General features: G+C 43.1%; 11 protein-coding genes. 7 read left to right on the top strand and 4 right to left on the bottom strand.

Annotated features, from left to right (window positions below):
• Positions 1 to 42: 42 nt before the first annotated feature.
• Both AC3CHU_RS04240 and fldA read left to right on the top strand, forming a co-directional pair.
• Positions 43 to 261 (top strand): DUF2788 domain-containing protein, encoded by a 219-nt coding sequence (locus AC3CHU_RS04240; RefSeq protein ID WP_004734223.1) that lies wholly within the window; start codon positions 43 to 45, stop codon positions 259 to 261.
• Positions 262 to 318: 57 nt separating this feature from the next.
• On the top strand, positions 319 to 852 hold the full coding sequence (fldA, locus tag AC3CHU_RS04235; protein ID WP_004734224.1) for a flavodoxin FldA: 534 nt from the start codon (positions 319 to 321) through the stop codon (positions 850 to 852).
• Positions 853 to 948: 96 nt separating this feature from the next.
• Here the strand turns inward: fldA and AC3CHU_RS04230 are convergent, their stop codons facing one another.
• Positions 949 to 1,455 (bottom strand): DUF4442 domain-containing protein, encoded by a 507-nt coding sequence (locus AC3CHU_RS04230; RefSeq protein ID WP_488525128.1) that lies wholly within the window; start codon positions 1,453 to 1,455, stop codon positions 949 to 951.
• A 207-nt stretch (positions 1,456 to 1,662) separates the two neighbouring features.
• On the opposite strand from AC3CHU_RS04230, the gene fcrX reads away from it, so the two are divergent.
• Positions 1,663 to 2,112, top strand: coding sequence for a ferric iron uptake transcriptional regulator FcrX (gene fcrX, locus AC3CHU_RS04225; RefSeq protein ID WP_004734226.1), 450 nt, complete (start codon positions 1,663 to 1,665; stop codon positions 2,110 to 2,112).
• 198 nt (positions 2,113 to 2,310) lie between these two features.
• Here the strand turns inward: fcrX and glnS are convergent, their stop codons facing one another.
• Together glnS and nagE are read right to left on the bottom strand one after the other, a co-directional pair.
• Positions 2,311 to 3,978 (bottom strand): glutamine--tRNA ligase, encoded by a 1,668-nt coding sequence (gene glnS, locus AC3CHU_RS04220; RefSeq protein WP_488525127.1) that lies wholly within the window; start codon positions 3,976 to 3,978, stop codon positions 2,311 to 2,313.
• 302 nt (positions 3,979 to 4,280) lie between these two features.
• The gene (gene nagE, locus AC3CHU_RS04215) at positions 4,281 to 5,786 is read right to left on the bottom strand and encodes an N-acetylglucosamine-specific PTS transporter subunit IIBC (RefSeq protein ID WP_488525467.1); all 1,506 of its coding nucleotides are present in this window, start codon (positions 5,784 to 5,786) and stop codon (positions 4,281 to 4,283) included.
• 517 nt (positions 5,787 to 6,303) lie between these two features.
• On the opposite strand from nagE, the gene nagA reads away from it, so the two are divergent.
• The 4 genes from nagA (at position 6,304) to asnB (ending at position 12,233) form a co-directional block, all read left to right on the top strand.
• Positions 6,304 to 7,440 (top strand): N-acetylglucosamine-6-phosphate deacetylase, encoded by a 1,137-nt coding sequence (nagA, locus tag AC3CHU_RS04210; RefSeq protein WP_488525126.1) that lies wholly within the window; start codon positions 6,304 to 6,306, stop codon positions 7,438 to 7,440.
• A 2-nt stretch (positions 7,441 to 7,442) separates the two neighbouring features.
• Positions 7,443 to 8,657, top strand: coding sequence for a DNA-binding transcriptional regulator NagC (nagC, locus tag AC3CHU_RS04205; protein ID WP_004734232.1), 1,215 nt, complete (start codon positions 7,443 to 7,445; stop codon positions 8,655 to 8,657).
• An 84-nt stretch (positions 8,658 to 8,741) separates the two neighbouring features.
• Positions 8,742 to 10,328, top strand: a complete 1,587-nt coding sequence (locus AC3CHU_RS04200) for a cation:proton antiporter family protein (RefSeq protein WP_017093863.1) — start codon at positions 8,742 to 8,744, stop codon at positions 10,326 to 10,328.
• Positions 10,329 to 10,562: 234 nt separating this feature from the next.
• Positions 10,563 to 12,233: an asparagine synthase B gene (asnB, locus tag AC3CHU_RS04195; RefSeq protein ID WP_004734234.1), complete on the top strand. Its 1,671-nt coding sequence runs from the start codon at positions 10,563 to 10,565 to the stop codon at positions 12,231 to 12,233.
• 87 nt (positions 12,234 to 12,320) lie between these two features.
• On the opposite strand, the gene rfaH is transcribed toward asnB, so the two are convergent.
• Positions 12,321 to 12,827: a transcription/translation regulatory transformer protein RfaH gene (gene rfaH, locus AC3CHU_RS04190; protein WP_004734235.1), complete on the bottom strand. Its 507-nt coding sequence runs from the start codon at positions 12,825 to 12,827 to the stop codon at positions 12,321 to 12,323.
• Between the last annotated feature and the right edge of the window lie 458 nt (positions 12,828 to 13,285).

The following is a 13,285-nucleotide window of genomic DNA, read 5'->3' as shown; positions in this document are numbered from 1 at the left end:
GTGATATAGTGCGCCCAAGCAAATTTGGTATATAAGGTTCCCATGCTTTACGACTACATGAACATCATTGAATCTATTGGTTTAGATCTTCTGTTTGCCGCGATTTTCTTTCTAATCGGAATGGCAATTAAAGACGTTCTAAAGGAAGGAAATGTTCCTGCATTTGGTCGTCGCATCGTATGGTTAGTACTTTTCCTTGGCTGCGCAGGTTTTATCGCAAAAGGGATAATCCAACTAAGCTGGGAAGGAACTGGAATCTAACGATTTCCTCCGAACTTTATTACACCGACAACAGACAAAATGAAAGGTAATGATTCTATGGCAAGTGTAGGTCTCTTCTTTGGTAGCGATACAGGTAACACTGAAGCTGTTGCTAAGATGATTCAAAAGCAATTGGGCAAGCAGCTCGTTCAAGTTCAAGACATTGCAAAAAGCAGCAAAGAAGATATCGATAACTTCGATCTACTGCTGCTTGGTATCCCTACGTGGTACTACGGCGAAGCACAATGTGATTGGGACGACTTTTTCCCTGAGCTAGAAGCTATTGATTTTTCAACTAAGCTTGTTGCTATCTTTGGTTGTGGCGACCAAGAAGATTACGCAGAATACTTCTGTGATGCTATGGGTACTATCCGTGACATCGTTGAAGCGAAAGGCGGTACTATCCTAGGTCACACATCAACTGAAAGCTACGAATTTGAAGCATCGAAAGGCTTAGTTGAAGGCGATGACAGCCAATTCGTTGGTCTATGTATCGATGAAGACCGTCAACCTGAGCTAACTGATGAGCGTGTATCTAACTGGGTTAAACAAATCCACGAAGAAATGTGCCTAGCAGAGCTAGAAGACTAATTCTCTAGCGATTGTTAATTGTTACAATTAATGACCGATATGTAGATATGAAAAAACCTCCTTATAGGAGGTTTTTTGCTATTTAATGTTCATCAATCAACACTCAGCTTCTAATGCTTCGTCATCCTCTCTGAACTGCGGCTTCTTTCTCACATACAGGGTTCGCTGAATTGCTGACACCACATTCCCCTGCTTATCTTTAACGTGGATAATAAATTCGGGGAAGCACTTCTCACCAAGCTGTGTCTGACGATAGATATCATCCAGTTGCCCTTGGCTTATCTCAAAATCTGCATACAAGTCGGATTGACCCGGCTTGATAAAGTTAATACTCGCCTCTTTATCCCAAACATAATATCGCTCACCTAAAATACCCATTAACATCAAAGAGTAAACTGGATCGGTAAGAGAAAAGATACTGCCGCCATATTGAGTACGATTGGCGTTCTTATTCCACCAGCGCAGCTTTAGTATCGTCTTAACAACCCTAAAGTCAGGGCTAATGTGAGCTATTCGAATTCCCGCCCCCCAAAAAGGAGGCCAAATATTGAGAGCAAATTTTACAATGTTGGGTTTATATATTTTTGCGAGTTGCTTATTCATAACAACATTCCATGTTCATATCAGAAACACCGTCAGCTTGACTGGTCGTACCTCCACTATAAGTGAGATACTTCCAATTTACAAAACAGATTGTGATGTCAGTAAGTAACCCTTTGAAGTTCGTGGTTTATTGTTATGCCTGACTAAACTATAATGGTATTAATATTGAATTCTGTTAATTGCTGCAGATCATCAACAGGAAAGTATATGTCAGACAATAATCAAGCGCTAAAAGATGCTGGTCTTAAAGTGACCCTCCCACGGCTCAAAATTTTAGAAGTATTACAACAACCAGACTGCCAACATATTAGTGCTGAAGATTTATATAAAAAGCTGATCGACTTAGGTGAAGAAATCGGCCTTGCGACCGTTTATCGCGTACTGAACCAATTCGATGATGCTGGCATTGTAACTCGCCACCACTTTGAAGGTGGTAAGTCTGTATTTGAACTTTCAACACAGCATCACCACGATCACCTAGTATGTTTAGACTGCGGTGAAGTTATCGAATTCTCTGATGATCTTATCGAAGAAAGACAAAAAGAAATCGCTCAACGCTACAACGTACAGCTAACCAACCACAGTTTGTATCTGTATGGTAAAAGCATCACTGGGGATTGCAAAGGCAACCCAGACGCACATAAAGCGAAGAAGTAACACAGAACGCTGGCTTAGGCCGGCGTTTTTTATTTGGGTTGATACCGTATTAAGAATCACAGTAACTTGGCCCACAATTTGGTTATTTCCCAGACACAAAAAAACCGGCTCTAAGCCGGTTTTTTATTAAGCGTATCTTGAGAAACTAAGCTTTAAGACACTAAGCTTGGAAAAACAGAGCTGAGAAAAACAAAGCCATTAAGCTTCAGTTTTACCCCAAGTGTCACGTAGACCAACCGTACGGTTGAATACTAACGCGTCTGCTTTCGAGTCTTTCGAATCCACACAGAAGTAGCCTGTACGTTCAAACTGGTACGCTTGCTCTGCTACACCTTCCGCTAGGCTAGGTTCAACAAAACCGTTTAGCATAACAAGTGACTCAGGGTTAAGCGTTGCAGCGAAATCATCAGCAGCGGCTGGGTTTGCCACAGTGAATAGACGATCGTACAAACGAATCTCAGCAGGCAATGCTTTATCAGCCGATACCCAGTGGATAACGCCTTTCACTTTACGGCCATCTGCTGGGTTCTTGCCGAGTGTTTCGTTATCGTAAGAACAGAAGATAGTCGTAATGTTGCCTTCTGCATCTTTTTCGATACGTTCAGCTTTGATCACGTAAGCACCACGTAGACGAACTTCTTTGCCAAGAACCAAACGCTTGTATTTCTTGTTTGCTTCTTCACGGAAGTCGTCACGCTCAATCCAAACTTCACGTGTAAATGGAACTTCACGAGTACCCATTTCTGGCTTGTTCGGGTGGTTTGCCACTGTCAGTGTTTCTACTGTATCAGCGTCGTAGTTTTCAATCACGACCTTGATAGGGTCAAGAACAGCCATTGCACGAGGTGCATTTTCGTTCAGATCATCACGGATACAAGATTCAAGTGAGCCGAACTCAATCATGTTCTCTTGCTTAGTCACACCAATACGTTTACAGAATTCGCGAATCGAACTTGAAGTGAAGCCACGACGACGCAAACCAGAGATTGTTGGCATACGTGGATCATCCCAACCTTCAACTAGGTTTTCAACCACAAGTTGGTTCAGCTTACGCTTCGACATTACCGTGTATTCAAGATTCAGACGGCTAAACTCGTACTGACGAGGTTGGCAATCAATCGTGATGTTGTCTAGAACCCAGTCATACAAACGACGGTTATCTTGGAATTCAAGCGTACAGATAGAGTGCGTAATGCCCTCTAGCGCATCAGAGATACAGTGAGTGAAGTCGTACATTGGGTAAATGCACCACTTGTCAGCAGTCTGATGGTGGTGAGCAAAACGAACACGGTAGATAACTGGATCGCGCATAACCATGAATGAAGAGCTCATGTCGATCTTAGCACGTAGACATGCTTTGCCTTCTTCGAAGCCACCGTCACGCATTTGTTCAAACAACGCTAGGTTTTCTTCAGGGCTGCGATCACGATATGGGCTCGCTTTACCAGGCTCTTTTAACGTGCCACGGTATTCACGGATCTGCTCAGGACTTAGCTCGTCAACATACGCTAAGCCTTTATTAATTAATTCCACAGCATAAGCGTAAAGCGTATCGAAGTAGTTTGATGAGTAACAAATATCACCCGACCATTCGAAGCCTAACCAACTTACATCATTCTTAATTGACTCAACGTATTCAACGTCTTCTTTTTCAGGGTTTGTATCATCGAAACGAAGATTACATTGTCCCTGGTAGTCCTGAGCAATACCAAAGTTCAAGCAAATAGATTTAGCGTGACCAATGTGCAGGTAGCCATTTGGCTCCGGCGGGAAACGAGTATGCACGCTACTGTGTGTACCATCCGCTAAATCTTTATCGATAATTTGGCGAATGAAATTCGATGGACGAGCCTCAGCTTCACTCATCTATAGCACCTCTATGTATTTAGTATTGTCAGAGAAAGTTATCTTTCATATCCGAGACAAAGGCGGCTTTTGCTGCCGATCAAAGATAGAAAGATCATTGTTGCTAATCATCCACAATTCTTCGCCTTTGCACAATAAGAACCATCAGTTAATTGTGATTATTTCTGCTATTCGATGAAGAATAGAACGAACCTTGTTCACTGGCCTTAAATGACAGGCACAAAAAAGCCTCCCGTGTGGGAGGCTTTCAATTTGAAACTTAGTTAAGAGCCGTTGTTACGTCTTAACAAGTACTTCCTTTACTATGGAAGTTTTACATCAGATAGGTCTTCACCTGCACCGATAGCTTTCATTTCGCCAGCGACGATTTCAGCTAGTGGGCCTAGGATAACCTGTAGGTTGTTCTCACCTAGTTTAACCACACCTTTAGCGCCAAGTTTCTTAAGAACAACTTCATCAGCGATAGAGCGGTCTTTAAGAGTTAGACGTAGACGAGTGATACAAGCATCAATTGAAGTCAAGTTTTCGTGACCACCTAGAGCTTTCAGGTATTGACGAGCAACGTCACCTTTTGGCGCGTCGCCAGCAGGAGCTGCAACAGCTTCGTCATCATCTTCACGGCCTGGCGATTTCAAGTTGAAAGCGCGGATTGCGAAAGAGAAAGTGAAGAAGTATAGAGCACCGAAGCCAAGACCGATTAGTAGTAGTACGAATGGTTTAGTTGCTAGACCCCAGTTCAATACGAAGTCGATAAGACCAGCAGAGAAACCGAAGCCGTGCAGAGTACCAAACATGTTAGCAACTACTAGAGACAGACCTGTAAATACAGCGTGCATTGCGTATAGAGCAGGAGCTAGGAATACGAACATGAATTCTAGCGGCTCTGTGATACCTGTTAGGAATGAACAGAATGCAACTGAGAATAGTGCGCCACCAACTTGGCTACGTTTTTCAGCAGGAGCAGCTAGGTACATTGCAAGTGCAGCACCTGGTAGACCGAACATCATTACTGGGAAGAAACCGTTCATGAATACACCAGCGCCTTTATCGCCGCCGAAGAAACGGTGTAGGTCGCCAGATTTAACTGTTTCAGTTACTTCTTTAACAGTTGCAACAATTTCTGGGTTAACTGAGTTAGCAAATTCAAATGTGTACTCTTGACCAACAACTAAAGTTTTAGCTAGTGCAGGGTCAACACAAAGTTGAGAGAAGCCTTCTGCAGCAACTACGATCTCTTGACAAGAGCCCATACCGAACCAGAAGTACGAGTTCAGTACATGGTGTAGACCTACTGGGATAAGTGCACGGTTAAGAGTACCGTAAACGAATTGACCGATAGCGCCAGACGTTGAAACTGCATGAGCAAGTGCATCTAGACCAGATTGAACAGCAGGCCATACAACACCAAAGATTGCGCCAGCAACTAAAGCAAATAGACCAGCCATAATAGGAACTAGACGTTTGCCAGAGAAGAATGCTAGCCACTCTGGAAGACGAGTCGCGTGGAATGCATTGTAAGAGTGACCTGCGATGATACCTGCAAAGATACCGCCGAAGAATGACATATTTACACTAGCATCGATGTTTGTTGCTGTTGCAGTCAGAACAAAGTAAGCAACTGCACCAGCAAGACCTGCTGCACCGTTACCGTCTTTAGAAAGACCAATCGCGATACCCAAACCAAACAACAATGGTAGTTGGCTGAAGATTGCGTTACCAGCAGATGCCATGAATGCGATATCGAGTAAGTCTGGTTGACCCAGACGTAGCAGCAATGCCGCAATCGGAAGCGTAGCGATTGGTAGCATTAACGCCTTACCAAGCTTCTGTGCATACCCTAGAATATTCACCAGTTGTTTCCCCCTATAGGATTTTTTAGAATTCGTTTGAGAAACTTATTTTAGTCGCTCAATTTAGTCCTATTCAGTGTATTCAATTAATTTTGCTCCGCAAATTAAAACCTTACCATTTGTGATCCTAATCACCAGTTTTTACCAAATCCAGAGGTTTTTGCTAGCGAGATCATAAAACTTATTTTATCATTCAAAAAAATGAACATTTATAGATAAAATCCAAATCTAATCATTAGGCAAAAAGATTGTATCTCCGGGTTTACAAAGCCCCTAGAACAATCATTATCAATATGCCTAAATGTATAATAACAATCAATTGTTCATATGTTTTTCAACAACTTAAATAGCTTTTCAATTTAAAGCCGTTTGCCCATAAAAGATAAATCGTTACGTAAATGATGCTCGCAAACTAAGTCCACATTTAGGTAACGAACGAATTTAAAAGATCTCACGAAATAAGGATTAGCTGACTATGTACGCGCTAAGTAACTGTAAAATTTACACTGGTAGTGATGTTCTAACCGATCATGCTGTTGTAATAGAAAACGAACTGATCAAAAAAGTCTGTCCTATCTCTGAATTACCAGAAGGAATCGAGGTTCGCGACCTAGATGGAGCAAACCTAAGTCCAGGTTTCATTGACCTACAATTGAATGGTTGTGGTGGTGTAATGCTTAACGATGAGATCACTGCAGAAACCATGCAGATCATGCACAAAGCAAACCTGAAATCTGGCTGTACTAGCTTCTTGCCAACGCTTATCACCTCTTCAGACGAAGATATGCGTGCGGTTATCGCGGCAGCTCGTGAATACCATAACCAGTACCAAAACCAATCTTTGGGTCTGCACCTTGAGGGTCCTTACCTAAACGTTGCGAAAAAAGGCATCCATAGCGTCGACCACATTCGTAAGTCTGACAGCGAAATGATTGAGCTTATCTGTGAGAACAATGACCTTGTTGCAAAAGTAACATTGGCTCCAGAACTCAACGACCCAGAACACATTGAGCGTCTGCGCAAAGCTGGTGTGGTTGTTTCGATTGGTCACACGAATGCAACGTACGCAGAAGCTCGTCAAGGTTTCGAATCAGGTATCACTTTCGCCACTCATCTATTCAATGCAATGACACCAATGGTTGGTCGTGAGCCTGGCGTTGTTGGCGCAATTTACGACACACCAGAGGTTTACGCTGGCATCATTGCCGACGGTTTCCACGTTGATTACGCAAACATTCGAATTGCGCACAAAATCAAGGGAGAAAAGTTAGTATTAGTGACGGATGCCACAGCTCCTGCAGGTGCTGACATGGAATACTTTATTTTTGTCGGTAAGAAAGTATATTACCGTGATGGTAAGTGTGTTGATGAAAACGGCACACTGGGCGGCTCAGCTCTGACTATGATTGAAGCAGTTCAGAATACAGTTGAGCACGCTGGTATCGCTTTAGACGAAGCTCTTCGCATGGCTACGCTATACCCAGCTACGGCTATCGGTGTAGAAAGCAAGCTAGGTCGAATCAAAAAAGGCATGGTTGCAAACCTAGCTGTATTTGACCGAGACTTTAACGTTAAAGCGACTGTTGTTAATGGACAATACGAGCACAATTAAGTATGAATGGCGGACAAATAGGTAACGTAGACTTAGTTAAACAACTAAACAGTGCGGCGGTATACCGACTAATAGACCAACAAGGGCCTATCAGTCGTATACAAGTGGCTGATGTAAGCCAACTCGCACCGGCAAGTGTTACAAAAATTACCCGCCAACTTTTAGAGCGCGGCCTAATTAAAGAGGTTGCGCAGCAAGCGTCTACTGGCGGTAGACGCGCTATCTCCCTAACCACAGAAGTAGAGCCTTTTCACTCTGTCGCTGTGCGCTTGGGTCGAGATTACATTCAAATAAGCCTGCATGACCTTGGCGGTCGTGAGCTGGCTTTCCAACAGCAAGACCTGAATTACTCAGACCAATCAGACCTCACCCAAGGCTTGGTCAATAACTTGAAGGCTTTCATTGCTGAACACCAACCAAAGATCGACCAACTGATTGCCATTGGTGTCACTCTTCCAGGCTTGGTTAACCCAACGACAGGTGTCGTTGAGTACATGCCAAATACAGACATCGATAACCTTGCGTTAAGCGACATTATTCGCGACACATTCCATGTTGCTTGTTTTGTTGGTAATGACGTTCGAGGAATGGCGCTTGCTGAGCACTACTTCGGTGCAAGCAAAGACAGCCAAGATTCTATTTTGGTTAGCGTTCACCGTGGTACTGGTGCTGGTATTATTGTTAATGGTCAGGTTTTCCTTGGCCATAACCGCAACGTGGGTGAAATTGGTCATATCCAAATTGATCCACTTGGCGAGCAATGCCAATGCGGTAATTTCGGTTGTCTTGAAACCGTAGCGGCAAACCCTGCCATTGTTGAACGTGTCCAAAAGCTAATTAAGCAAGGTTATGAGTCCTCGCTAACAGAGATTGAACACATTACCATTCAAGATGTATGTGACCATGCTATCAATGGCGACGAACTGGCTAAGCAAAGTTTGGTTCGAGTAGGTAATCAACTGGGTAAAGCTATCGCAATGACGATTAACTTGTTTAATCCTCAGAAAGTTATCATTGCTGGTGATATTACAAAGGCACAAGAGATTGTTTTCCCTGCAATTAAGCGCAATGTAGAGAATCAGTCGTTAACGGCTTTCCATAGCGGCCTGCCTATTGTAGCATCACAGATCGATAAACATCCTACGATGGGAGCTTTTGCCATGATTAAGCGCGCCATGCTCAACGGTGTGTTACTTCAAAAGCTTCTTGAAGACTAAAGAAAAACAACTCTGATTTTCCGCGGGCCGTGTTTGTATAAACACGGCCCGTTTTTTTAAGCTAGGGAACTACTACTACAAGTTATGGAACTTATATTAATATCCACTGCGTTTATTGCAGGATTTATTGCTTTAAAGTGTCACCTTCCCCCATTGGTCGGCTTTTTGGTCGCTGGTTTTGGGCTCTTTGCTCTGGGTTTTGAAACCAATGACACCATCATTACCTTGGCTGACCTTGGTGTCACCCTGCTTCTATTTACGATTGGCTTAAAGCTCGATATCAAAACCCTGCTCTCTAAAGAGATCTGGGCTGGCGCAACAATCCACAACCTTTTATCCACTCTGTTTTTTGCGGTCGCCCTGTTTGGTTTTAAATTCCTAGGTATTTCCTCGTTGGCAGCCATGTCAATAGAACAGATTGTTCTACTCGGCTTTGCCCTTTCATTCTCTAGTACCGTATTCGCAGTTAAGTCTCTGCAAGAGAAAGGGGAAATGAATGCGACCTATGGAACATTAGCGATCGGTATTCTGGTCATGCAGGATATCTTTGCCGTGGTCTTCTTAACGGCATCGACAGGCAAAATTCCAGAGTGGTATGCCATCGCACTGTTCGCTTTGCCATTCTGTCGTCCGTTGTTCTACAAAGTCCTCGACTGGGTTGGTCACGGCGAAATGTTGGTGCTGTTCGGCATTTTCTTCGCATTGGTCGTCGGTGCAGGTTTGTTCCAGTTTGTAGGGGTTAAACCAGATCTAGGTGCTCTTATCTTAGGTATGTTGCTAGCCGGTCACCCAAAAGCTTCAGAGCTGTCGAAATCGCTGTTTAACCTCAAAGAGCTTTTCCTTGTTTGCTTCTTCTTGAATATTGGATTATCCGAGCAACCTACCATTCAAGGCTTTATGCTCGCCATCTTATTTTTGCTGTTGCTGCCAGTGAAAGGCGTGCTTTACTTCTTGGTACTCAACCGCTTCAAATTCCGTGTTCGAACTTCTCTACTCGCCTCTCTATCATTGTTTAACTACAGTGAATTTGGTCTTATCGTCGGTGGTCTTGCCTTTAAGATGGGGTGGATGTCTGGCGATATATTAGTAGCGGTGGCGATTGCGGTTTCGTTATCGTTCTTAATCGCTGCTCCTTTAAACAAAGCGGGTCATAAGCTTTATCAACAGTCAGGTAAGTGGCTCAAAGAGCACGCTGCTGAAAAGCTTCACCAACGTGATAAACGAATTGATCCTGGTCGCGCACAAGTGCTTATTCTTGGTATGGGGCGCATTGGTACCGGCGCCTACGATGAATTGCGTTCTCGCTATGGTAAGGTTAGCTTAGGTGTCGAAGTTCGTGAAGAAGCCGCACACAACCATAGAAGCCTTGGAAGAAACGTTATTTCTGGCGATGCAACTGACCCAGATTTCTGGGAGCGTATCTTAGATACAGCAAACGTGAAGCTAGTGATCTTGGCGATGCCTCATCACCAAGGTAATCAAACAGCCTTAGAACAGCTAAAATCACGTGATTTTAAAGGTCAAATCGCAGCCATTGCTGAATACTCCGACCAGCTAGAAACATTGAAAGAGAATGGTGTCGATGCGGCATTCAACATTTACAGTGAAGCTGGTAGTGGTTTTGCTCGACACGTATGTGAGCAATTAAACCCAAACATCAATAAGATCTAGTCCTAAACATTGTCTAGTTAACCTCTCAAAATTGCTGTTCTTTTGCACTTTTGAGAGGTTTTTGTTTAAAAAACCAACCGCAATTAGACGCCACTCACCAAAACCACCTTAAAATTAGATAATTTCTAACAGAATCCCCTTTATATTATTTTTTTGCTCACATTCGGTTGCTTTTTTTAGCCAGAATGGCAAATTGAATACAGTTGATTTAGAAATTATTTAAAAGGAAGTTCTATGTGTTCAGTATTTGGCATTCTCGACATTAAAAGTGATGCCGCAGCACTTCGCCCTATTGCTTTAGAAATGTCTAAAAAGCTTCGTCACCGTGGCCCAGACTGGTCTGGTATCTATGCTGGTGAAAAAGCAATTCTTGCTCACGAGCGTTTGGCTATCGTTGGTCTGAACAGTGGTGCACAACCACTATACAGCCAAGATAAAAAGCACATTCTTGCAGTGAATGGTGAAATTTATAACCACAAAGAACTTCGTGCACGCTATGAAGATAAGTACCAGTTCCAGACTGACTCTGACTGTGAAGTTATCCTAGCGTTATACCAAGAAATGGGCGCGGACCTTTTAGAAGAACTTAACGGTATTTTCGCATTCGTTTTATACGACGAAGAGAAAGACGAATACCTAGTCGGCCGTGACCATATTGGTATCATCCCGCTTTACCAAGGCTACGACGAGCACGGCAACTACTACGTTGCTTCAGAGATGAAAGCACTCGTTGAAGTATGCAAGACGATCAGTGAGTTCCCTCCTGGTAGCTTCTATTCTTCGAAAGATGCAGAGCCTCATCGCTACTACATCCGCGATTGGAATGAATACGCTGCGGTACAAGGTAACAGCACAAGTAAAGAAGAACTGACTGAAGCGCTAGAAGCTGCAGTTAAACGTCAACTAATGACAGATGTACCTTATGGTGTACTTCTATCTGGTGGTCTTGATTCTTCAATCACTTCAGCAGTCGCTAAACGTTTTGCTGCAATGCGTATCGAAGACGATGAGCAATCAGAAGCTTGGTGGCCACAACTACACTCATTCGCAGTAGGTCTAGAAAACGCGCCTGATCTGATTGCTGCTCGTGAAGTCGCTGATAAAATCGGTACAGTACACCACGAGATGACTTACACCATTCAGGAAGGCTTAGACGCAATCCGTGATGTTATCTACCACATTGAAACTTACGATGTAACGACGATTCGTGCTTCAACGCCGATGTACTTGCTTGCTCGTAAGATCAAGGCAATGGGTATCAAAATGGTACTGTCTGGTGAAGGTGCTGATGAGATCTTTGGTGGCTACCTGTACTTCCATAAAGCGCCAAACGCAAAAGAGTTCCATGAAGAGACAGTACGTAAGCTTCTTGCTCTAAGCATGTTTGACTGTGCTCGCGCCAACAAATCTCTTGCGGCATGGGGTGTTGAAGGTCGTGTTCCATTCTTGGACAAAGAGTTCATCGATGTAGCAATGCGTTTGAACCCTGAAGATAAGATGTGTGGTAACGGTAAAATGGAGAAACACATTCTACGTGAGTGTTTTGAAGACTACCTACCAGATTCAATTGCATGGCGTCAAAAAGAGCAGTTCTCTGATGGTGTTGGCTACGATTGGATTGACACATTAAAAGCAACGGCTGAAGAAAAAGTAACGGATCAACAAATGGAAGCTGCGAAGTTCCGTTTCCCTTACAACACGCCAACAACCAAAGAAGGTTATGCTTACCGTGAAATTTTTGAGGAGCTATTCCCTCTAGAATCAGCGGCAGAATGTGTACCTGGTGGTCCTTCAGTTGCTTGTTCATCAGCGAAAGCGATTGAGTGGGATGAGTCATTCAAAAACTGTGTCGACCCATCAGGCCGTGCAGTACAAGCCGTTCACAACGATGCTTACAACGCTTAGCGCGTTTTGAACAAACCCTAAAGACTAAAAAAGGCGCATTATGCGCCTTTTTGTTTTAAGCCTATTTCTTGCTTTGTATTACTGCACTTATGCGTGAGCTTGTAGTGCTTCGTTCTCAATACTGATCGGAACCACTTTGCTGATCATTTTTACCAGCATAATAGATCGAGCTTCACCATCTTTCTGATGGAAAATAGCTTCAACCCCAGCAAACTGACCACTATTGATCTTGACCACTTGCCCTGATTCAAACTCAACACAGCACTCTTCAGGTTCATCTTCGCAACACTTCTCAAACTCTTTCAGTTCATACACTAAGTCGCCTTGGACTTCATGTGGCCTTGCTCCAAACTTAATAAAGTCGACAACGCCACGAGTCGAACGAACTGTCGTAAAACTAGGGCCTTGCTCATAATCAAAGCGAACAAAGATATAAGACGGGAACAGCGGTTCTTTGACCTGCTTCTCTTTCCCTCTCACGACCTTCTTGACATCGATTTGAGGATAAAAACACTCTACCCCCTGATTTTCTAGGTGCTGTTGAGCGCGTTTTTGATCACCACGCTTACAGTAAAGTAAATACCAACGTTTCATTTAACTAGCCATTTTATATTTTTAGATATTTTACCACATACCTAAAACGGTTGAATCGCCATTAATAAAATGAATCATTGTGAGCAAGAAATATTGCGTAGCAGACCAATTTATCAACAAAAAGTTATAGGAGCTAAAAGTGGTTAAGCATTGTACAGAGATCATTTAGAGATCAAAAGGCTCATTGTTGTAAGCATATGTATCCCACCTTTAATGGGGATTTCATTCTATTTAATCTCAAACCAATACGCCAGACCAATATATCTAAACACTTTTATTCGATGTTGCTTTAAAAAAGCTCACTTATCAACCAGCTCAAATCTGGAAAGTTAGTTTGCAGCACACTCGAAATAATCAACATCAAAAGCAAAGAGCATTAATATCAATGACTTAACAAAATTCAGTTATCGTAACCATAAAATACACCTATTGCAGACTTTTATCCCACTGTGTATACA

Source organism: Vibrio sp. QJM3NY_39 (assembly GCF_057785895.1).
The sequence above is the reverse complement of the archived record's forward strand: the minus strand, read 5'-3'. Positions and strand labels throughout refer to the sequence as shown.

Excerpts from the sequence above, each read along its gene's own strand:
- AC3CHU_RS04240 (WP_004734223.1), top strand. The coding sequence starts at position 43 with ATGCTTTACGACTACATGAACATCATTGAATCTATTGGTTTAGATCTT.
- fldA (WP_004734224.1), top strand. The coding sequence starts at position 319 with ATGGCAAGTGTAGGTCTCTTCTTTGGTAGCGATACAGGTAACACTGAA.
- AC3CHU_RS04230 (WP_488525128.1), bottom strand. The coding sequence starts at position 1,455 with ATGAATAAGCAACTCGCAAAAATATATAAACCCAACATTGTAAAATTT.
- fcrX (WP_004734226.1), top strand. The coding sequence starts at position 1,663 with ATGTCAGACAATAATCAAGCGCTAAAAGATGCTGGTCTTAAAGTGACC.
- glnS (WP_488525127.1), bottom strand. The coding sequence starts at position 3,978 with ATGAGTGAAGCTGAGGCTCGTCCATCGAATTTCATTCGCCAAATTATC.
- nagE (WP_488525467.1), bottom strand. The coding sequence starts at position 5,786 with ATGCTACCAATCGCTACGCTTCCGATTGCGGCATTGCTGCTACGTCTG.
- nagA (WP_488525126.1), top strand. The coding sequence starts at position 6,304 with ATGTACGCGCTAAGTAACTGTAAAATTTACACTGGTAGTGATGTTCTA.
- nagC (WP_004734232.1), top strand. The coding sequence starts at position 7,443 with ATGAATGGCGGACAAATAGGTAACGTAGACTTAGTTAAACAACTAAAC.
- AC3CHU_RS04200 (WP_017093863.1), top strand. The coding sequence starts at position 8,742 with ATGGAACTTATATTAATATCCACTGCGTTTATTGCAGGATTTATTGCT.
- asnB (WP_004734234.1), top strand. The coding sequence starts at position 10,563 with ATGTGTTCAGTATTTGGCATTCTCGACATTAAAAGTGATGCCGCAGCA.
- rfaH (WP_004734235.1), bottom strand. The coding sequence starts at position 12,827 with ATGAAACGTTGGTATTTACTTTACTGTAAGCGTGGTGATCAAAAACGC.